Annotated in this window: 19 protein-coding genes; 16 read left to right on the top strand and 3 right to left on the bottom strand. The window is 60.9% G+C overall.

Annotated features, from left to right (window positions below):
* Nucleotides 1-16 precede the first annotated feature (16 nt).
* Nucleotides 17-370, bottom strand: coding sequence for a hydroxyisourate hydrolase (gene uraH, locus ACEN93_RS25725; protein WP_011333195.1), 354 nt, complete (start codon nt 368-370; stop codon nt 17-19).
* Nucleotides 371-799: 429 nt separating this feature from the next.
* Here uraH and puuE point away from each other — a divergent pair, with 429 nt between their 5' ends.
* The 8 genes from puuE to ACEN93_RS25685 all read left to right on the top strand — a co-directional run bounded on the left by puuE (nt 800) and on the right by ACEN93_RS25685 (nt 8,903).
* Nucleotides 800-1,726, top strand: a complete 927-nt coding sequence (puuE, locus tag ACEN93_RS25720) for an allantoinase PuuE (protein ID WP_039769896.1) — start codon at nt 800-802, stop codon at nt 1,724-1,726.
* The gene (uraD, locus tag ACEN93_RS25715) at nt 1,723-2,238 is read left to right on the top strand and encodes a 2-oxo-4-hydroxy-4-carboxy-5-ureidoimidazoline decarboxylase (RefSeq protein WP_039769895.1); all 516 of its coding nucleotides are present in this window, start codon (nt 1,723-1,725) and stop codon (nt 2,236-2,238) included. Before puuE ends, uraD begins: the two co-directional genes overlap by 4 nt.
* Nucleotides 2,239-2,328: 90 nt before the next feature.
* Complete coding sequence (gene alc, locus ACEN93_RS25710; RefSeq protein WP_007960036.1) at nt 2,329-3,324, top strand: allantoicase; 996 nt, start codon at nt 2,329-2,331, stop codon at nt 3,322-3,324.
* Between the two features lie 151 nt (nt 3,325-3,475).
* Complete coding sequence (locus tag ACEN93_RS25705; protein ID WP_027613342.1) at nt 3,476-3,979, top strand: ureidoglycolate lyase; 504 nt, start codon at nt 3,476-3,478, stop codon at nt 3,977-3,979.
* Between the two features lie 51 nt (nt 3,980-4,030).
* A complete protein-coding gene (locus tag ACEN93_RS25700; protein WP_375746150.1) occupies nt 4,031-5,344 on the top strand; it encodes a urate hydroxylase PuuD in 1,314 nt (437 codons plus the stop codon).
* A gap of 169 nt (nt 5,345-5,513) precedes the next feature.
* A complete protein-coding gene (locus ACEN93_RS25695) occupies nt 5,514-6,872 on the top strand; it encodes a nucleobase:cation symporter-2 family protein (RefSeq protein WP_039769891.1) in 1,359 nt (452 codons plus the stop codon).
* Nucleotides 6,873-6,959: 87 nt separating this feature from the next.
* Nucleotides 6,960-7,745 carry an outer membrane protein OmpK gene (locus tag ACEN93_RS25690; RefSeq protein ID WP_103387057.1) on the top strand — a complete coding sequence of 262 codons (786 nt, stop codon included), beginning with the start codon at nt 6,960-6,962 and terminating at the stop codon, nt 7,743-7,745.
* 372 nt (nt 7,746-8,117) lie between these two features.
* Nucleotides 8,118-8,903, top strand: coding sequence for an outer membrane protein OmpK (locus ACEN93_RS25685; RefSeq protein WP_103387058.1), 786 nt, complete (start codon nt 8,118-8,120; stop codon nt 8,901-8,903).
* A gap of 114 nt (nt 8,904-9,017) precedes the next feature.
* Here ACEN93_RS25685 and ACEN93_RS25680 read toward each other — a convergent pair whose 3' ends face one another.
* Nucleotides 9,018-10,190, bottom strand: coding sequence for a patatin-like phospholipase family protein (locus ACEN93_RS25680; protein WP_039769886.1), 1,173 nt, complete (start codon nt 10,188-10,190; stop codon nt 9,018-9,020).
* A gap of 36 nt (nt 10,191-10,226) precedes the next feature.
* Nucleotides 10,227-11,159 (bottom strand): lipid A biosynthesis lauroyl acyltransferase, encoded by a 933-nt coding sequence (locus ACEN93_RS25675; protein ID WP_007960061.1) that lies wholly within the window; start codon nt 11,157-11,159, stop codon nt 10,227-10,229.
* A 117-nt stretch (nt 11,160-11,276) separates the two neighbouring features.
* Between ACEN93_RS25675 and minC the strand changes: the two genes are divergently transcribed.
* The 8 genes from minC (at nt 11,277) to ACEN93_RS25635 (ending at nt 19,034) form a co-directional block, all read left to right on the top strand.
* Nucleotides 11,277-12,014, top strand: a complete 738-nt coding sequence (gene minC, locus ACEN93_RS25670; protein WP_039769884.1) for a septum site-determining protein MinC — start codon at nt 11,277-11,279, stop codon at nt 12,012-12,014.
* A gap of 169 nt (nt 12,015-12,183) precedes the next feature.
* Nucleotides 12,184-12,996: a septum site-determining protein MinD gene (gene minD / locus ACEN93_RS25665; protein WP_039769880.1), complete on the top strand. Its 813-nt coding sequence runs from the start codon at nt 12,184-12,186 to the stop codon at nt 12,994-12,996.
* Nucleotides 12,996-13,250: a cell division topological specificity factor MinE gene (gene minE / locus ACEN93_RS25660; protein WP_007960071.1), complete on the top strand. Its 255-nt coding sequence runs from the start codon at nt 12,996-12,998 to the stop codon at nt 13,248-13,250. Before minD ends, minE begins: the two co-directional genes overlap by 1 nt.
* 91 nt (nt 13,251-13,341) lie before the next feature.
* The gene (locus tag ACEN93_RS25655; protein WP_039769876.1) at nt 13,342-13,977 is read left to right on the top strand and encodes an RluA family pseudouridine synthase; all 636 of its coding nucleotides are present in this window, start codon (nt 13,342-13,344) and stop codon (nt 13,975-13,977) included.
* Between the two features lie 46 nt (nt 13,978-14,023).
* Nucleotides 14,024-15,124 (top strand): hypothetical protein, encoded by a 1,101-nt coding sequence (locus tag ACEN93_RS25650; protein WP_495610661.1) that lies wholly within the window; start codon nt 14,024-14,026, stop codon nt 15,122-15,124.
* Between the two features lie 76 nt (nt 15,125-15,200).
* On the top strand, nt 15,201-16,490 hold the full coding sequence (locus ACEN93_RS25645) for a M18 family aminopeptidase (RefSeq protein ID WP_134334366.1): 1,290 nt from the start codon (nt 15,201-15,203) through the stop codon (nt 16,488-16,490).
* A gap of 131 nt (nt 16,491-16,621) precedes the next feature.
* Nucleotides 16,622-16,798 (top strand): hypothetical protein, encoded by a 177-nt coding sequence (locus tag ACEN93_RS25640; protein ID WP_165369545.1) that lies wholly within the window; start codon nt 16,622-16,624, stop codon nt 16,796-16,798.
* A gap of 76 nt (nt 16,799-16,874) precedes the next feature.
* Complete coding sequence (locus ACEN93_RS25635; protein ID WP_039769872.1) at nt 16,875-19,034, top strand: mechanosensitive ion channel family protein; 2,160 nt, start codon at nt 16,875-16,877, stop codon at nt 19,032-19,034.
* The last annotated feature ends 160 nt before the right edge of the window (nt 19,035-19,194 follow it).

Below are 19,194 nucleotides of genomic sequence, written 5' to 3'. Positions count from 1 at the left end.
GGCAGCTGCTTGGGGGTCAGCTGCCCCGATAGGTGGAATAGCTGTAAGGCGAGATCAGCAACGGCACGTGGTAGTGATCCTGTTCGGCAGAGATGCCGAACCGCAGCACCACCACGTCCAGAAATGCCGGCTCCGGCAACTGGACGCCACGGGCGCGGTAGTAATCGCCGGCGTGGAACTGAACCTGATAGACACCGGTACGGTAGTCATCGCCTTGCAGCAGCGGCGCATCGACCCGGCCATCGCTGTTGGTAAGCGCACTGGCGACCAATTCCAGGTGCGAACCTTCAACGCGGTACAGCTCGACCTTGATCGAGCTGCCCGGGCAACCGTGTGCAGCGTCCAAAACGTGTGTTGTCAAACGTCCCATTGATTCTGCGCGCCTGCCTGCGTGGAGCAGTCAGACCTCGCGCCTCCCGAAGTCAGTTGAAAAGGAGACCGCACCGTTTCGGAGCACGAAAAGCTGCGGCTAGCGACTGATTAAGACACTTTTAAAAAAAATTGTACACAATAAAAACGACATTTTTCCTCCCGCCCCCAGCCTCCGCCGATTTTCCGCTGCTCAGCCCTCGAACCATGCATTCATTGAACCTCTGATCCATTAGCTGACTGATCAGGCAGATTTCTTGCAGGCTCTCACCGTTATCAGCAAAAGAGGACGGCCGGTGAAAAATGCGAAAATTCAGGCTTACAAATTGAGAATAAAGTTGTATACAATCAGCCCATCGCTGTGACGCCAGCTGCCATCCCATCTTCAAGGCGCCACACAATCTGTCAACGAATAAGAAGGAAGACTGCAGTGAGCGCTGACTACCCACGCGACCTGATCGGTTACGGCAGTAACCCTCCTCACCCACACTGGCCGGGCAATGCCCGGATCGCCCTGTCCTTCGTACTCAATTACGAAGAAGGTGGCGAGCGCAACATCCTGCATGGCGACAAAGAATCGGAAGCCTTCCTCTCGGAAATGGTCGCGGCCCAGCCTCTGCAAGGCGCGCGCAACATGAGCATGGAATCGCTTTACGAGTATGGCAGCCGCGCCGGCGTCTGGCGGATCCTGAAACTGTTCAAGGAATTCGACATTCCGCTGACCATCTTCGCCGTGGCCATGGCCGCCCAGCGTCACCCGGATGTAATCCGCGCGATGGTCGAGGCCGGTCACGAGATCTGCAGCCACGGCTACCGCTGGATCGACTACCAGTACATGGACGAGGCGCAGGAACGCGAGCACATGCTCGAAGCGATCCGCATCCTCACCGAACTCACCGGCGAGCGCCCGCTGGGCTGGTACACCGGTCGCACCGGCCCGAACACTCGTCGTCTGGTGATGGAAGAAGGCGGTTTCCTCTACGACTGCGACACCTACGACGACGACCTGCCCTATTGGGAACCGAACAACCCGACCGGCAAGCCGCACCTGGTGATCCCGTACACCCTGGACACCAACGACATGCGCTTCACCCAGGTCCAGGGTTTCAACAAGGGCGACGATTTCTTCGAATACCTCAAAGATGCGTTCGACGTGCTTTATGCCGAAGGCGCCGAAGCGCCGAAGATGCTGTCGATCGGTCTGCACTGCCGTCTGATCGGCCGTCCGGCGCGTCTGGCTTCGCTCAAGCGCTTTATCGAATACGCTAAAAGTCATGAACAGGTGTGGTTCAGCCGCCGCGTCGACATCGCGCGTCACTGGCACGAAACCCACCCGTACCAAGGGGCTGCCAAATGAGCACCTTTCAAACCCTGAAACCGTCGACCCTGAGCCGCGACGCCTTCGTCAAAGCCTTCGCCGACATCTACGAACATTCGCCATGGGTGGCCGAGAAGGCCTTCGACCTGGGCCAGGACGCATCGATCGACCAGATCGAAACCCTGCACCAGCGCATGAGCGACATCCTGTTGAGCGCCGATCACGCCAGCCAGCTGGCACTGATCAACGCTCACCCGGACCTGGCCGGCAAAGCTGCCGTCCAGGGCGAGTTGACCGAAGCCAGCACCCATGAACAGGCTGGCGCCGGTATTCACCAATGCACGGCCGAAGAGTTCCAGCGCTTCACCGAGCTGAACGACGCCTACAAAGCCAAGTTCAAGTTTCCCTTCATCATGGCGGTAAAAGGCAGCAACCGGCATCAGATCCTCGCGGCGTTCGAAACGCGCATTCACAACCCGGTCGACACCGAGTTCAAATGCGCGCTGGCGGAGATCAACAAGATCGCCCTGTTCCGATTACTGACTCTCTAGCGAGCCTGGCCCGAGAAACCTCTAGAACGCTTGTGTTTCCCAGGGCCCTGCAAGCATCCCAAGCCACTTATTTAAAGGCAGACAAGAAGAATGAAAGCTTACGCCGTACCTTTCGAGAAGTTCGTCAACCTGGCCGATGCCCGCCTGGGCACCAAAATCATCTCGGTCACCGATGACTGGTTCGCAGACGCCAATCGTCTGTTTCAGCCGACCCCGGCCGTGTGGAAGGAGGGCGTGTTCGATGACAACGGCAAGTGGATGGACGGCTGGGAATCGCGCCGCAAGCGCTTCGAAGGCTACGACAGCGCGGTGATCCGCCTGGGCGTACCGGGTTCGATCAAAGGCGTGGACATCGACACTTCATTCTTCACCGGCAACTTCCCGCCATCGGCCTCGCTGGAAGCCTGCTTCCTGGCGTCGGGCGAGCCGGACGAAAACACCCAGTGGACTGAAGTGCTGTCGGCCGTCGAACTGCAAGGCAACAGCCACCACTACCACGAAATCAGCAACGACAAGGCGTTCAGCCACCTGCGCTTCAACATCTACCCGGATGGCGGCGTGGCCCGTCTGCGCGTATACGGCATTCCGTTCCGCGACTGGTCCGCTGTTGGTGACAACGAGCAAGTCGACCTCGCCGCAGCCCTCAACGGTGGCCGCGCCCTCGCCTGCTCCGACGAACACTTCGGCCGCATGAGCAACATCCTCAATCCGGGCCGTGGCATCAACATGGGCGACGGCTGGGAAACCGCACGTCGTCGCACGCCAGGCAATGACTGGGTGATCGTCGCACTGGGCCACCCGGGCGAGATCGAAAAAATCATCGTCGACACCCTGCACTTCAAGGGCAACTACCCGGACACCTGCTCGATCCAGGGCGCGTTCGTCAAGGGCGGCACCGACAGCCAGATCGAAACCCAGTCGCTGTTCTGGCGTGAACTGCTGCCAAGCCAGAAGCTGGAAATGCACGCCGAACACACCTTCGTCGAGCAGATCAAGGCACTGGGCCCGATCACCCACATCCGTCTGAACGTGTTCCCGGATGGTGGTGTGAGCCGCCTGCGCGTTCTCGGCAAGGTCGCGAAGTAACACCCGATCGTTCCCACGTCGAGGCGTCGAACCGTCTGCGTGGGAATGCATACCGTGACGCTCCGCGTCACAGTGGACGCGGAGCGTCCATGGCAGCGTTCCCACGCAGAGCGTGGGAACGATCAATTTTCAAGAGATTAAGAAGAACAGCATGCGCACACTGACGATTGAACCGCTGACCAAAGAAGCCTTCGCCCCTTTCGGTGACGTGATCGAAACCGACGGCAGCGATCACTTCATGATCAACAACGGTTCGACCATGCGCTTCCACAAACTGGCGACGGTCGAAACCGCGACGCCTGAGGACAACGCGATCATCAGCATCTTCCGCGCCGACGCGCAGGACATGCCGCTGACCGTCAGCATGCTGGAACGCCATCCGCTGGGCAGCCAGGCTTTCATTCCGCTGCTCGGCAACCCCTTTCTGATCGTGGTCGCGCCACTTGGCGATGTACCTGTATCAGGCTTGGTCCGCGCCTTCGTCACCAACGGCAGGCAGGGCATCAATTACCATCGCGGCGTCTGGCACCACCCGGTGCTGACGATCGAAAAGCGGGATGACTTCCTGGTGGTTGATCGCAGTGGCACAGGCAACAACTGCGATGAGCATTTTTTCAAAGAGGATGAGCGTTTGATCCTCGCCCCCCACCAATAAGAGAAGGTCCGATCACTCGACAACAAGAGTGACGGGCGAGAGGTAAAGACTGTGGAAGCACATCTGTTGGAATGGCTGAACCTGAGCGTGCGCTGGGTTCACATGATCACTGGCGTGGCCTGGATCGGCGCGTCGTTCTACTTCGTCTGGCTGGAGAACAACCTCAACCGCGTCAACCCGAAAACCGGTCTTGCCGGTGATCTGTGGGCGATCCACGGCGGTGGTATCTATCACCTGGAAAAATACAAACTGGCCCCTCCGTCGATGCCGGAGAACCTGCACTGGTTCAAATGGGAAGCCTATTTCACCTGGATGTCGGGGATCGCGCTGCTGTGCGTGGTGTTCTACTCCAACCCCGTGCTCTACCTCGTGGCACCCGGCAGCGGCCTGACCGGCCCTGAAGGCGTGGCCATCGGCATCGGTTCGCTGATCGCCGGCTGGTTCATCTACGACTTCCTCTGCGATTCGCCTCTGGGCAAAAAACCGGCCCTGCTCGGCTTCATCCTGTTCGTGCTGATCATCGGCGCGGCGTATGGCTTCAGCAAGGTGTTCAGCGGTCGCGGTGCCTACCTGCACGTCGGCGCGATCATCGGCACCATCATGGTCGGCAACGTGTTCCGCATCATCATGCCGGCGCAGCGCGCACTGGTGGCCGCGATCGCCGAGAACCGCACGCCGGATCCGGCCCTGCCGGCCAAAGGCCTGCTGCGTTCGCGTCACAACAACTACTTCACCCTGCCGGTGCTGTTCATCATGATCAGCAACCACTTCCCGAGCACCTACGGCAGCCAGTACAACTGGCTGATCCTGGCCGGGATTGCGGTGTTGGCGGTGTTGGTGCGTCACTACTTCAACACCCGTCACGACAGCCACAAGTTTGCCTGGACCCTGCCGGTTGCAGCGGTGGGCATGATCAGTCTGGCGTACGTCACCGGCCCGGCGCCGATGTCGACCGCGCCGGACGTGGCCAAGGCCCCTGCGAAAATCGAGTACCAGCCGCTGCCGGAAACGGCTTTGGGTGGTGGCGCGAAACCGGCTGAAGCTGCGCAACCGGCCGCCCCTGCTGCACCTGCCGCCGCTCCCGCTCAGGCGTCCAACGCCGGCCCTGCGTTCGACAAGGTGCACACGGTGATCCAGGAACGCTGCGCGGTCTGCCACTCGGCCAAACCGACCAGCCCGCTGTTCAGCGCTGCCCCGGCCGGTGTGATGCTCGACACCCCCGAGCAGATCCGCCAGAACGCGGCGCGGATCCAGGCGCAAGCCATCACCACGCAGATCATGCCACTGGGCAACATCACGCAGATGACCCAGCAGGAACGTGACCTGATCGGTGCATGGATCGCCCAGGGAGCCCAGACCAACTAAGCAGTAAAAGCATCGCTGGCAAGCCAGCCCCCACTGGTTTTTGCACTGCCTGTGCGGGAGCTGGCTTGCCAGCGATTAGCCGCCACGCGGTTTACCTGATGCAAAGAAACAGCTGTGAGCAACCCGGCAGCTGTTCAATCACAAGAATAAAAAAGATCCGAGGTGTTGCATGTCCGAGCTGTCCAAAGCGCGCATCCCCGACGCACCCGCCATTCAGCGTTTGCCCCTTTTGCAACTGATCCTGGTCGGTTTGCAACATGTACTGCTGATGTACGGCGGCGCCATCGCGGTACCGCTGATCATCGGACAGGCCGCTGGCCTGAGTCGTGAAGAAATCGCCTTCCTGATCAACGCCGACCTGCTGGTCGCCGGCATCGCCACCATTGTGCAGTCCCTGGGGATCGGCCCGATGGGCATCCGCATGCCGGTGATGATGGGCGCCAGTTTCGCCGCCGTCGGCAGCATGGTCGCCATGGCCGGCATGCCCGGCATCGGTCTGCAGGGAATCTTCGGCGCGACCATCGCCGCCGGGTTCTTCGGCATGCTCATCGCGCCATTCATGTCCAGGGTCGTACGCTTCTTCCCTCCGCTGGTGACCGGCACGGTCATCACCTCGATCGGTCTGTCGCTGTTTCCCGTGGCCGTGAACTGGGCCGGTGGCGGCGCCGCCGCTGCGCAATTCGGTTCACCGATTTACCTGGCCATCGCCGCACTGGTGCTGGCCACCATTCTGTTGATCCACCGCTTCATGCGCGGTTTCTGGGTCAACATTTCCGTGCTGATCGGCATGTGCCTGGGCTACGTGCTCTGCGGCGCCATCGGCATGGTTGACCTGAGCGGCATGGCCAACGCGCCGTGGGTTCAGTTCGTCACCCCGCTGCATTTCGGCATGCCGAAGTTCGAACTGGCACCGATCCTGTCGATGTGTCTGGTGGTGGTGATCATCTTCGTCGAGTCCACCGGGATGTTCCTCGCGCTGGGCAAGATCACCGGTCAGGAAGTCTGCCCGCGCATGCTGCGTCGCGGCCTGCTGTGTGATGCCGGTGCGTCGTTCTTCGCCGGTTTCTTCAACACCTTCACCCACTCCTCCTTCGCGCAGAACATCGGCCTGGTGCAGATGACCGGCGTGCGCTGCCGTTCGGTGACCATCGTCGCCGGCGGTCTGCTGATCGTCCTGAGCCTGCTGCCAAAAGCGGCGTTTCTGGTGGCATCGATTCCACCGGCGGTGCTGGGTGGCGCGGCGATTGCGATGTTCGGCATGGTCGCGGCCACCGGCATCAAGATTCTGCAGGAAGCCGATATCGGCGACCGTCGCAACCAATTGCTGGTGGCGGTGAGCATCGGCATGGGGCTGATCCCGGTGGTGCGTCCGGAATTCTTCGCTCACCTGCCACTGTGGATGAGCCCGATCACCCACAGCGGGATCGCCATGGCCACCCTCAGCGCGCTGACGCTGAACCTGTTGTTCAACATCCTCGGTGGCGCCGAACGCGCCGCGATCAACGACTGCCACGCACACCCGCACTGATCCGAAGAGTAAAAAAAGGGGGCTCGCCCAAGCCTGCCCCCTCGCGACAGCTTTGCCTCAAACAATAAAAACAAGAGGGAGCAACAGATGATCCGGACTCAAACCAGCGTGTTGTTAGGCGGCGGCCTGCTGGCCGCCTCGCAAGCCATGGCCGGCGATTTACTGCTATGGCAGACCAACAGCCTGAGCTACCTGTACGGCAAGAATTTCGCGATCAACCCGTCAATCCAGCAGACGGTGACGTTCGAGCACGCTGACAAGTGGAAGTACGGCGACAACTTCCTGTTCATCGACAAGATTTTCTACAACGGCCAGGAAGACCGCAACAAAGGCCCCCACGCGTTCTACGGCGAATTCAGCCCGCGCCTGTCGTTCGGCAAGATCTTCGACAGGAAGCTGGAGTTCGGCCCGATAAAAGACGTACTGCTGGCCATGACCTACGAGTACGGCGAAGGCGACAGCGAGGCCTACCTGATCGGCCCCGGCTTCGACCTCAAGGTGCCGGGCTTCAACTATTTCACCCTGAACTTCTACCGCCGCCAGACCGAAGGCCCGCGCCCCGGCGACGGCGTCTGGCAGATCACCCCCGGCTGGTCCTACAGCATTCCCGTGGGCAATTCCGACCTGTTGATCGACGGCTATCTGGACTGGGTGGTCGACAACGATCAGAACTCGCGCGGCACCTATCACGCCAACCTGCACATCAACCCGCAGATCAAATACGACCTGGGCAAAGCCCTCGGCTGGGGTGAAAAGCAGGTGTACGTCGGCACCGAATACAGCTACTGGAAAAACAAATACGGCGTCGAAAGCACCCACAGTTTCGACACCAACCAGAACACCGCCAGCCTGCTGGTCAAGGTGCACTTCTAAGATGGCCCGCAACCGTGCCCCCTACCTGTCGTCGGTGCTCTGTTGCGGGGCACTTGAGGCCTGGCCGTTGAGTCAGTATTCTCCGCGGCCTCCTGAATTCGGTCTAAAAAAAAGCCCGAATTTAATTCCTGACCGAAAAGCCAACTTATCCAGGCTTCGGTCAGTACCGAGGCATCCCGAAAACACGCTTAATCGACTGTTTTTCAGCAGCCGACGGGCTTTTTTTTGCTTTTCGAAAAGCCTTGGCTCAGCTCTTGCTAACAGCATGAAAGCTGACCGGATGGATGACTTTTGCATCAATGAAAAAAGGCGCCACACCAGAGCGCCGACTCAAAAAAATAAACGTGGAACACCTACTTTGGGAGCAACCGAATGAAACGTATGTGCACCAGCCTGATGCTTGCGGGATCGCTGCTGGCAGGGGGTCAGGCCATGGCCGACGGCCTGCTGCAATGGCAGAACAACAGCCTGACCTACCTCTATGGCAAGGACTTCCAGGTCAACCCGCGCATTCAGCAGACCGTCACCTTCGAGCACGCCGATGCCTGGAAGTACGGCGACAACTTCGTGTTCGTCGACAAGATCTTCTACAACGGCAAGGATGACGGCGGTGTGGGTTCGAACACCTACTACGGCGAAATCAGCCCGCGTCTGTCGTTCGGCAAGATCTTCGATCAGAAACTGGCTTTCGGTCCGGTCACCGACGTACTGCTGGCCATGACCTACGAATTCGGTGAAGGTGATACCGAGTCGTACCTGATCGGTCCAGGCTTTGACCTGGCGATCCCGGGCTTCGACTACTTCCAGCTGAACTTCTACCAGCGCCACACCGAAGGCTCCCGCGCCGGTGACAACGTCTGGCAGATCACCCCGGTCTGGTCCTACACGATTCCGGTCGGCGACTCGAACATCCTGATTGACGGCTTCATGGACTGGGTGGTCGACAACGACTCCAACTCCAAAGGCGATTACCACGCCAACCTGCACTTCAACCCACAGGTCAAATACGACCTGGGCAAGGCGCTGAACATTGGCGAGAAGCAGTTGTATGTGGGTGTCGAGTACGACTACTGGTCGGACAAGTACGGGATCAAGGACAGCCAGTATTTCAAGACCGATCAGAGCACCACGAGCTTCCTGGTGAAGTTCCACTTCTGATCCGGCGGCGTCCTCACGGGCGCCTTCGCGAGCAGGCTCGCTCTCACATTGGCTCTGTGCACGACACAAATCCCTGTGGGAGCTGGCTTGCCAGCGATTGCTGCACAACAAAACTCAGGCCGGAACCAGCGACTCGCCAATCCCGAGAAACCGGCACAGCTCATCGCGCTTGGCCAAGGCATCGCGCCTGCCCAGATCGATCAATTCGCTGCAATACCCCGCCTCGAACAGCAAGTAACTCAACACCCCTGCCCCGCTCGTTTTGGTCGCCCCCGGCCCACGCAGAAACAGACGCAACGCCGCGGGCAATTCCTGGCGATGCCGCGCCGCAATTTCATCGATCGGCTGGCTGGGTGAAATCACCAGAACGTCCACCGGCGCCACACCCAACGCGCGGGTCGGCGTGCCTTCGGGCATCAGATGACTGAACTGGTTGAGACGCTGAAGCAGCTCGATATCGCTTTCCAGGCTATCAATGAAGGTGCTGTTGAGCATGTGCCCGCCGATCTGCGCCAGCGTCGGTTGCTGCCCGGTGTAAGCACGCTCCAGCGGTTGCGCCGGATCGAAACCGCGCGGGTTGCCGCTGACGCCCACCACCAGCACCCGGCTCGCGCCCAGGTGCAGCGCCGGGCTGATCGGCGCCGACTGTCGCACCGCGCCATCGCCGAAATACTCATCGCCGATCTTCACCGGCGCGAACAACAGCGGGATCGCCGAACTGGCCAGCAAGTGCTCCACCGATAACTGCGTCGGCACACCGATGCGCCGATGACGCAACCAGGAATCGATGGTCCCGCCGCCCTGATAGAAGGTCACGGCTTGCCCGGACTCGTAGCCGAACGCCGTCACTGCCACCGCGTGCAATTGCTTGCGCGCGATGGACTCGGCGATGCCGGGCAGGTGCAGTTTTTCGTTGAGAAGATGACGCAGCGGCGAGCTGTCGAGCAGCGCCACCGGCAGTTGCCGGCCCATGCCCAGCAGGCTGTGACTGACAAAACGACTGGCCTGACGGATCACCCCCGGCCAGTCGCTGCGCAACACGCGATGGCTGCGAAAGCCTTGCCAGAACAGCGTCAGGCGTTCGATGGCCGCGCGAAAATCCGTCGCACCGCTGGCCAGGCTGACCGCGTTGATCGCCCCGGCGGAGGTGCCGACGATCACCGGAAACGGATTGTCCGCCCCCAGCGGCAACAATTCAGCAATCGCCGCCAGCACCCCCACCTGATACGCCGCCCGAGCCCCGCCGCCGGAAAGAATCAAACCTGTGACCGGTTCAGCTGGGCTCATCGCAACGCTCCGTGGTGCTTGTGGGGATGGGTCAAATCAACCGCGTTTGGCGTACAGCTTCGGCTCGCCCGGTGGCCGGCTCTTGAAACGCCGGTGTGCCCACAGGTATTGCTCGGGGCACTCCCGCAACACGCCTTCGACCCACTGATTGATGCGGATGCAATCTTCTTCTTCGGTCTCGCCCGGGAAACCTTCCAGCGGCGGATGAATCACCAGACGATAACCGCTGCCGTCGGCCAGACGCTCCTGAGTGAACGGCACCACGAGTGCCTTGCCCAGACGGGCGAACTTGCTGGTGGCAGTCACGGTGGCGGCCTGAATGCCGAACAACGGCACGAAGATGCTTTGCTTGGCGCCGTAGTCCTGATCCGGTGCGTACCAGATTGCCCGGCCTGCGCGCAGCAGCTTGAGCATGCCGCGCACGTCGTCACGCTCCACCGCCAGCGAATCAAGATTGTGCCGCTCCCGGCCCTGACGCTGGACGAAGTCGAACAGCGGGTTCTTGTGTTCGCGGTACATGCCGTCGATGGTGTGCTGCTGGCCGAGCAGCGCCGCGCCGATTTCCAGGGTGGTGAAATGCACCGCCATCAGAATCACGCCCTTGCCTTCGCGCTGGGCCTTTTGCAAATGCTCCAGGCCTTCGACGTGGGCCAGTTTCGCCAGACGCTGACGCGACCACCACCAGCTCATCGCCATCTCAAAAAAAGCGATGCCGGTGGAGGCGAAGTTTTCCTTGAGCAGACGCTTGCGCTCGGCGGCGGACTTTTCCGGGAAACACAGTTCCAGATTGCGCTTGGCGATGCGCCGTCGGTCGCCGGCGAAGCGATACATCAGGGCACCGAGAAAACGACCGATGGCCAGCAATGCCGGATACGGCAGCTGCACGATCAGCCACAACAGCCCGAGGCCGCACCAGAGCGGCCAGAAGCGTGGGGCAAGAAATGCTTTTCGAAAACGCGGGCGATCCATTAAAGCTTCCGTAAATACAGTGGCCGCGCATTCTACATCGTTCGACCCGGCTTGCGGCCTGCGGGCGTTCTCGTTATAAGTCTCGGCACTTTTAGTGACAAGCCGTTGTATGCCGACATGAGCCAAACCGAACCGAAAGACCAAGATCCCGTGTTCCAGCTGAAGGGCAGCATGCTCGCCATTACGGTGCTGGAGCTGTCCCGCAACGACCTGGACAGCCTCGATCGGCAATTGGCCGCCAAAGTCGCCCAGGCACCGAATTTCTTCAGCAACGCGCCGCTGGTTCTGGCGCTGGACAAACTGCCGCCAAGCGAAGGCGCCGTCGACCTGCCGGGCCTGATGCGCGTGTGCCGTCAGCACGGCCTGCGTACCCTGGCGATCCGCGCCAGCCGCATCGAAGACATCGCCGCCGCCATCGCCATCGACATCCCGGTGCTGCCGCCGTCCGGCGCCCGCGAACGACCGCTGGAAGCAGCCGAACCCGTCGCCCCGAAGAAGCCGGAAAAGCCGTCGGAGCCGGCCGTCAAACCGACCCGCGTCATCACCACGCCAGTACGTGGTGGCCAACAGATATATGCGCAAGGTGGCGATCTGGTGGTGGTTTCCTCGGTCAGCCCGGGGGCGGAACTTCTCGCCGATGGCAACATCCATGTATACGGCCCGATGCGCGGTCGTGCGCTGGCCGGGGTCAAGGGCGACACCAAGGCGCGGATTTTCTGTCAGCAATTGAGCGCTGAACTGATCTCCATCGCAGGCCATTACAAGGTTTCCGAGGACCTGCGTCGCGATCCGATGTGGGGTTCGGGCGTACAGGTCAGCCTGTCGGGCGACGTGTTGAACATCATTCGGCTTTAACGGATACTGCCGCATTTTCCAAGCATCTCTAAAACGTAGCGAAAACGGCTCAAACGAAGTAGGAAAAAGGCCAAAAGCCGGATTCCAGCCAAGGCTGTCCGACTGCAGTAGTTTTCTAGAGATGTTTTTCAGGGGCTGAACAGTCCTTCTTCCTTAGGGGTGAAACACCTTGGCCAAGATTCTCGTGGTTACATCCGGCAAGGGTGGTGTGGGTAAGACCACCACCAGCGCCGCTATCGGTACCGGCCTCGCTCTGCGCGGGCACAAAACAGTGATCGTCGACTTCGACGTGGGCTTGCGTAACCTCGACCTGATCATGGGTTGCGAGCGCCGCGTGGTGTATGACTTCGTCAACGTCGTGAACGGCGAAGCCAACCTGCAACAGGCCCTGATCAAAGACAAACGCCTGGAAAACCTCTATGTACTGGCCGCCAGCCAGACCCGCGACAAAGACGCGCTGACCGTCGAAGGCGTGGAAAAAGTCCTGATGGAGCTCAAGGAACAATTCGACTTCGTCGTCTGCGACTCCCCGGCGGGTATCGAGAAAGGCGCGCACCTGGCCATGTACTTCGCTGACGAAGCGATCGTCGTGACCAACCCGGAAGTCTCCTCGGTACGTGACTCGGACCGCATGCTCGGCCTGCTGGCCAGCAAGTCCCGTCGCGCCGAACGCGGCGAAGAGCCGATCCAGGAACACCTGCTGATCACCCGCTATCACCCGGAGCGCGTCGAAAAAGGCGAAATGCTCGGCGTCGAAGACGTCAAGGAAATCCTCGCCGTACGCCTGCTGGGCGTCATCCCGGAATCCCAGGCCGTACTCAAGGCCTCCAACCAGGGCGTACCTGTGATCCTCGATGATCAAAGCGACGCCGGCCAGGCCTACAGCGATACCGTTGATCGCCTGCTGGGCAAGGAAAAAGAACACCGGTTCCTGAATGTCGAGAAGAAGGGATTCTTCGAGCGTCTGTTTGGAGGTAGGTAATGAACCTTTTTGACTTCTTTCGTGCCAACAAAAAGCCAAGTACCGCCTCGGTCGCGAAAGAGCGTCTACAGATCATCGTGGCGCATGAACGCGGCCAGCGCAGCACCCCGGACTACCTGCCCTCCTTGCAGAAGGAACTGGTGGAAGTGATCCGCAAGTACGTCAACATCGGCAACGACGACGTGCACGTGGCACTGGAGAGCCAGGGCAGCTGCTCGATTCTGGAACTCAACATCACCCTGCCAGACCGCTGAGTCGATCCGGCAGGAACGACGGCGGCTCAGGGCTCCTCCGACACCGGAGGGGCCCTGAGCCGCCGTTGGCATTTGTTACGAGGCTGTTTTAATGCCGTTGTCCAACGTCCAAATCATTCATCAGGACGCCGCCGTTCTGGTGGTGAACAAACCGACCCTGTTGCTCTCCGTCCCCGGCCGGGCCGATGACAACAAGGACTGTCTGATCACCCGTCTGCAGGAAAACGGCTACCCGGAAGCACGCATCGTCCATCGCCTGGACTGGGAAACCTCGGGGATCATTCTGCTGGCCCGCGACGCCGACACCCACCGCGAACTGTCGCGCCAGTTTCACGATCGTGAAACAGAGAAAGCCTACACTGCGCTCTGCTGGGGTCAGCCGGAACTGGACAGCGGCAGCATCGATCTGCCGTTGCGCTACGACCCGCCGACCAAACCGCGCCACGTGGTCGATCACGAACACGGCAAGCACGCCCTGACCTTCTGGCGTGTGCTGGAGCGCTGCGGCGACTGGTGCCGCGTCGAACTGACACCAATCACTGGTCGTTCGCACCAGTTGCGGGTGCACATGCTGTCGATCGGTCATCCGTTGCTCGGTGACGGTCTCTACGCCCACGAGCAAGCCCTGGCGGCCTGGCCACGCCTGTGCCTGCACGCGAGCATGCTCAGCTTCACCCATCCACAGTCCGGCGAACGCTTGCGCTTCGAATGCCCGGCACCGTTTTAAGCACTGTCGGACCGACAGCTGCCCGATTTATAGGATTTTGTTCCGGATGAGTTGTACTGATTCCCTGGCAACACCCGTCAAGAAAACCCGTCATCAACTGCTCTACCTGATTTACGGCAATCAGGATGTCTACCGGCGCGAAGCCAAGTTCAGCATCCTGACCGCCCTGTCCCATGCCAAGAACGGCAAGCGCCCGGCGATCAGGATTCTCACCGACCGGCCGCAAGACTACGAAGGCTGGCCAGTCGACACCGTACTGCTCGACGAAGCGACCCTGACCCGCTGGCAAGGACAGAACGGTTACCACCACCGGCGCAAGGCCTGCGCGATTGCCGCCGGTTTGCAACTGGCCGAGAAAACCCTGTTCGTCGACACCGACACACTGTTCACCAGCCACCCGAACAGCCTGTTCCAATACATCGATGCGAATCAGTCGGTGATGGATCGCTTCGAATACGACTGGAAAGACGTCTTCGAACGGCCGGACTACCTGAAGCTCGCTCGCGACCTCAGTGTCCACGGTGTTTCCCCACAGAACGGTTTCAAGCTCTACAACAGCGGCCTGTGCGGTATCACCGACCGCGACTCGGCATTGTTCGAAGAGTCGATCAGGCTGATCGACGAGTGGACGGCCGGCGGGTTCGAGATTCACACCATCGAGCAGATCGCGCTGTCCTACGCAATGCGCGAACGGCCGGTGGTGGAAGCGCGCAAACACATCTACCACTACTTCGCGGAAAAACGCTTCTTCCACGCGATGCAGGCGTTTTTCTTCGCCCAGCACGGCGAGAAATTCAGCCAGCGACTGGTGGACCTGTGTGCCGATGTGCCGCGCGTCAAACCCTTTCCGTCCGCCTGGCAGCGTCTGAAGATCAAGTGGAAGCTGCGCAACCAGAGCGGCGCCATGCGCAAGGTGGGTCGGGATCTGTTGTACGGCAGCGCCGCGCCGGATCACCCGTACTACAGCGCCTGTCGTCATGAGTGGTGGGAATGCGCCTCGCGGGAGATTCTGCGCTGGGACGAGAGCCGTCAGAAAAAGCTTCTGGAACAGAGTCGCTGGCCAAAGCAGCTGCCTCGTCCGGACAAGCCTGAAGACGAAAAAGTGATCATGAACTACCTGAAAAAACGCGTGGCCGCCGCTCGTTGACGCGAGCGGCACATGTCATGTCCCAAGCATCAGGCCGATGCGTTAAACTCCCGCCCATTGCTGTCTGGAGCTTCTTATGCGCGAAGAGTTGAACCAAGGCCTGATCGACTTCCTCAAGGCCTCCCCTACCCCGTTCCACGCCACCGCCAGCCTTGTTCAACGCCTTGAGGCCGCCGGTTATGTGCGCCTCGACGAGCGCGAAACCTGGCACACCGAAGCCAATGGTCGTTACTACGTCACCCGTAACGATTCCTCGATTGTCGCGATCAAGATGGGCCGCAACTCGCCGCTGCACGACGGCATCCGTCTGGTCGGCGCCCACACCGACAGCCCGTGCCTGCGGGTCAAGCCACAACCTGAATTGCAGCGCCAGGGCTTCTGGCAGCTCGGCGTCGAAGTCTACGGCGGCGCGCTGCTGGCGCCGTGGTTCGACCGCGACCTGTCGCTGGCCGGCCGCGTCACCTTCCGCCGCGACGGCAAGGTTGAAAGCCAGCTGATCGACTTCAAGGCCCCGATCGCGATCATTCCCAACCTCGCGATCCACCTCAACCGTGAAGCCAATCAGGGCTGGGCGATCAATGCCCAGACCGAACTGCCGCCGATTCTCGCGCAGTTCGCCGGTGACGAGCGCGTGGATTTCCGCGCGGTGCTCACCGATCAACTGGCTCGCGAACACGGCCTCAACGCCGACGTGGTGCTGGATTACGAGCTGAGTTTCTACGACACCCAGAGTGCTGCGGTCATCGGCCTGCATGGCGACTTCATCGCCGGCGCGCGCCTGGACAACCTGCTGTCGTGTTACGCCGGCCTGCAAGCCCTGCTGACCGCCGACACTGAAGAAACCTGCGTGCTGGTGTGCAACGACCACGAAGAAGTCGGTTCCTGCTCGGCCTGCGGCGCCGACGGCCCGATGCTGGAACAGACCCTGCGCCGCCTGCTGCCGGAAGGTGAAGAGTTCGTACGCACCATCCAGAAATCCCTGCTGGTCTCGGCCGACAACGCCCACGGCGTACACCCGAACTACGCCGACAAGCACGACGCCAACCACGGCCCGAAACTCAACGCCGGCCCGGTGATCAAGGTCAACAGCAACCAGCGCTACGCCACCAACAGCGAAACCGCCGGGTTCTTCCGCCATCTGTGCATGGCCGAAGAAGTGCCGGTGCAGAGCTTCGTGGTGCGCAGCGACATGGGCTGCGGCTCGACCATCGGCCCGATCACCGCCAGCCACCTGGGCGTGCGCACCGTGGACATCGGCCTGCCGACGTTCGCCATGCACTCGATCCGCGAACTGTGCGGCAGCCACGACCTGGCACACCTGGTCAAAGTGCTGAGCGCGTTCTACGCCAGTCGCGAACTGCCATAGGAAACAGCCGGGCGCGCCGCGTCGCGCTGCGATCCCCGGCCTTTAGAACCGGCTCATTTCTGATACACATCAGCACCGTCCATCGAAAACCCACCTAGACTTGAATAATCCCCTTCGACAAGGCTGTCGCCATGATCTCGATGTCTGCGTTTCACTCCATGCTCATTCCCATCCTCGGCGGAATGATTCTGCTGGCCATCGGTTTCAACTTCCGTGACAAGAACGCCGGTGTGTTCGCCATGTGGATCGGCATGCTGATGATCCTGGCCACCGTGGTCTACAAGATCCTCGCCAAACTCAACGAATAAATCCGCGCCCGGCTCGCATTGAATCTGGCGGGCTCGTACACTCGCCCGATCCGCCCCTTGCGAGGTTGACCGCCTAGTGTTTGCTCGTCTTTTTGCCCTGCCCTGCCTGTTTCTCGTTTGCCTGATGATCCTGGTGTCGCCGGCGCCTGCCGACGCCGCCGGTCTGCCGGGATTGCTCACGGGCGCCGGCAAGGCTCAGCCCGAAGCTCAGGAACCGCTCGGCCAGTCCCTGGACGAAGTCATCAAGTCGCTGGAAAACGACAAGCAACGTGCCCAGTTGCTGACCGACCTGAAAAAACTGCGCGACGCCACGAAAAAAGCCCAGGCCACCCCGGAAGAAGGGGTGCTGGGACTGATCGGCGGCACCCTCGCCACTTTCGAAAAACAGTTCTCCGGTGCCGACAGCCCACTCAATCGCTGGTCCGCCGAATTCGACATGGCCAAGGACGAGCTCAAAGGCCTGATGCTGCCGGCCAGCGAATGGCTGCCGATCATCTTCGCCTTCGCCGTGATCCTCGCGGTCTGGAGCCTGCTCGCCGCCGCGCTGATCTGGCTTGGTCATCGGGTACGCATGCGCTTCGGTCTGACCGAAGAACTGCCGCAACATCCCCGAGCCCTCGACATGCTGCGCTTCGCCCTGCGCAAGCTCGGGCCGTGGATGATCGCCCTGGTCATCACCGTGTACATGAGTTACGCGCTGCCATCGTCGCTGGGCAAAAGCCTGGCGATGGTGTTGGCCTATGCGCTGGTGGTCGGCACCTGCTTCTCGGCCATCTGCGTGATTGCCTTTTCCGTACTCGACGGCCCGCACCGCCACCGCGCGCTGTACATCCTGCGCCACCAGGCCTTCCGCCCGCTGTGGCTGATCGGCAGCTTCGCCGCGTTCGGGGAAGCCCTGAGCGATCCGCGACTGATAGCCGGCCTCGGCGTACACCTGGCCCACACCGCCGCCACCGTCGCCAACGTCCTCGCGGCGCTGTCGACCGGTCTGTTCATCCTGCGTTTCCGCCGGCCGATCGCCCATCTGATCCGCAACCAGCCGCTGTCCCGCCGCCTGACCCGCCGCGCCCTCAGCGACACCATCGAAATCCTCGGCACCTTCTGGTACGTCCCGGCGCTGGTGCTGGTGGGCATTTCGCTGTTCGCCACCTTCGTCTCCGCCGGCGACACCAGCACCGCCCTGCGCCAGTCGCTGATCTGCACCGTGCTGCTGGTGTTGTGCATGGTCATCAACGGCCTCGTCCGCCGCCACGCCCTCAAACCCCAACGCGGCCCGAAACGCCACGCGCTGTATTCCGAACGCCTGAAAAGCTTCTTCTACACCCTCGCCCATTTGCTGGTGTGGCTGGCCTTCATCGAACTGGGCCTGCGGGTCTGGGGCATGTCGCTGATCGGCTTCACCGAAGGCGAAGGCCACGACGTCAGCGTCAAACTGTTCAGCCTGATCGGCACGCTGATCTTCGCCTGGCTGATCTGGATCCTCAGCGACACCGCCGTGCACCACGCCCTCACCCGCTCACGCAAAGGCCTGGCCAACGCCCGCGCACAAACCATGATGCCGCTGATCCGCAACGTACTGTTCGTGGCGATCTTCATCATCGCCCTGATCGTCGCCCTGGCAAACATGGGCATGAACGTCACGCCCCTGCTGGCAGGTGCCGGCGTGATCGGCCTGGCCATCGGCTTCGGCGCCCAGTCGCTCGTGGCCGACCTCATCACCGGCCTGTTCATCATCATCGAAGACTCCCTGGCCATCGACGACTACGTCGACGTCGGCGGGCACCTGGGCACCGTCGAAGGCCTGACCATCCGCACCGTACGCCTGCGGGACATCGACGGCATCGTCCACACCATCCCGTTCAGCGAAATCAAAAGCATCAAAAACTACTCCCGCGAATTCGGCTACGCGATCTTCCGCGTGGCCGTGCCGTTCAACATGAGCATCGACGAAGCGATCAAACTGATGCGCGACGTCGGCCAGAAAATGCGCACCGATCCACTGCAACGACGCAACATCTGGTCACCCCTGGAATTTCAGGGCGTGGAAAGCTTTGAATCCGGCAACGCAATATTACGTGCAAGGTTCAAGACCGCACCGATCAAACAGTGGGAAGTTTCACGGGCGTTCAATTTGTCGCTCAAACGACATCTGGATGAAGCCGGCCTGGACCTGGCGACGCCAAGGATGAATGTGCAAGTGATCACCGCAGGCGGTGGCGGCCAAACTCAAGAATAGACCCGAAGAATCGGGCCGACTTCAAAGCCCTCATCGCTGGCAAGCCAGCTCCCACAGAGAGCAAAAGCAACACATATGCCCTTCCACCACTCAACACAATGAGCGTTAGCTCGAGTACCGCTTTTGACGTGCCGGCCCCATCGGAAGGCTGAGTGGAGGG

The organism is Pseudomonas sp. Pseusp21 (assembly GCF_059492145.1).
This window is presented reverse-complemented; position numbering and strand designations above follow the sequence as displayed.

Coding starts and splice junctions, on each gene's coding strand:
- ACEN93_RS25640 (WP_165369545.1), top strand. CDS start 16,622: ATGATCTCGATGTCTGCGTTTCACTCCATGCTCATTCCCATCCTCGGC.
- ACEN93_RS25685 (WP_103387058.1), top strand. CDS start 8,118: ATGAAACGTATGTGCACCAGCCTGATGCTTGCGGGATCGCTGCTGGCA.
- minC (WP_039769884.1), top strand. CDS start 11,277: ATGAGCCAAACCGAACCGAAAGACCAAGATCCCGTGTTCCAGCTGAAG.
- ACEN93_RS25690 (WP_103387057.1), top strand. CDS start 6,960: ATGATCCGGACTCAAACCAGCGTGTTGTTAGGCGGCGGCCTGCTGGCC.
- ACEN93_RS25675 (WP_007960061.1), bottom strand. CDS start 11,159: ATGGATCGCCCGCGTTTTCGAAAAGCATTTCTTGCCCCACGCTTCTGG.
- ACEN93_RS25705 (WP_027613342.1), top strand. CDS start 3,476: ATGCGCACACTGACGATTGAACCGCTGACCAAAGAAGCCTTCGCCCCT.
- ACEN93_RS25650 (WP_495610661.1), top strand. CDS start 14,024: ATGAGTTGTACTGATTCCCTGGCAACACCCGTCAAGAAAACCCGTCAT.
- ACEN93_RS25680 (WP_039769886.1), bottom strand. CDS start 10,190: ATGAGCCCAGCTGAACCGGTCACAGGTTTGATTCTTTCCGGCGGCGGG.
- alc (WP_007960036.1), top strand. CDS start 2,329: ATGAAAGCTTACGCCGTACCTTTCGAGAAGTTCGTCAACCTGGCCGAT.
- uraD (WP_039769895.1), top strand. CDS start 1,723: ATGAGCACCTTTCAAACCCTGAAACCGTCGACCCTGAGCCGCGACGCC.
- minE (WP_007960071.1), top strand. CDS start 12,996: ATGAACCTTTTTGACTTCTTTCGTGCCAACAAAAAGCCAAGTACCGCC.
- uraH (WP_011333195.1), bottom strand. CDS start 370: ATGGGACGTTTGACAACACACGTTTTGGACGCTGCACACGGTTGCCCG.
- ACEN93_RS25655 (WP_039769876.1), top strand. CDS start 13,342: ATGCCGTTGTCCAACGTCCAAATCATTCATCAGGACGCCGCCGTTCTG.
- ACEN93_RS25695 (WP_039769891.1), top strand. CDS start 5,514: ATGTCCGAGCTGTCCAAAGCGCGCATCCCCGACGCACCCGCCATTCAG.
- ACEN93_RS25645 (WP_134334366.1), top strand. CDS start 15,201: ATGCGCGAAGAGTTGAACCAAGGCCTGATCGACTTCCTCAAGGCCTCC.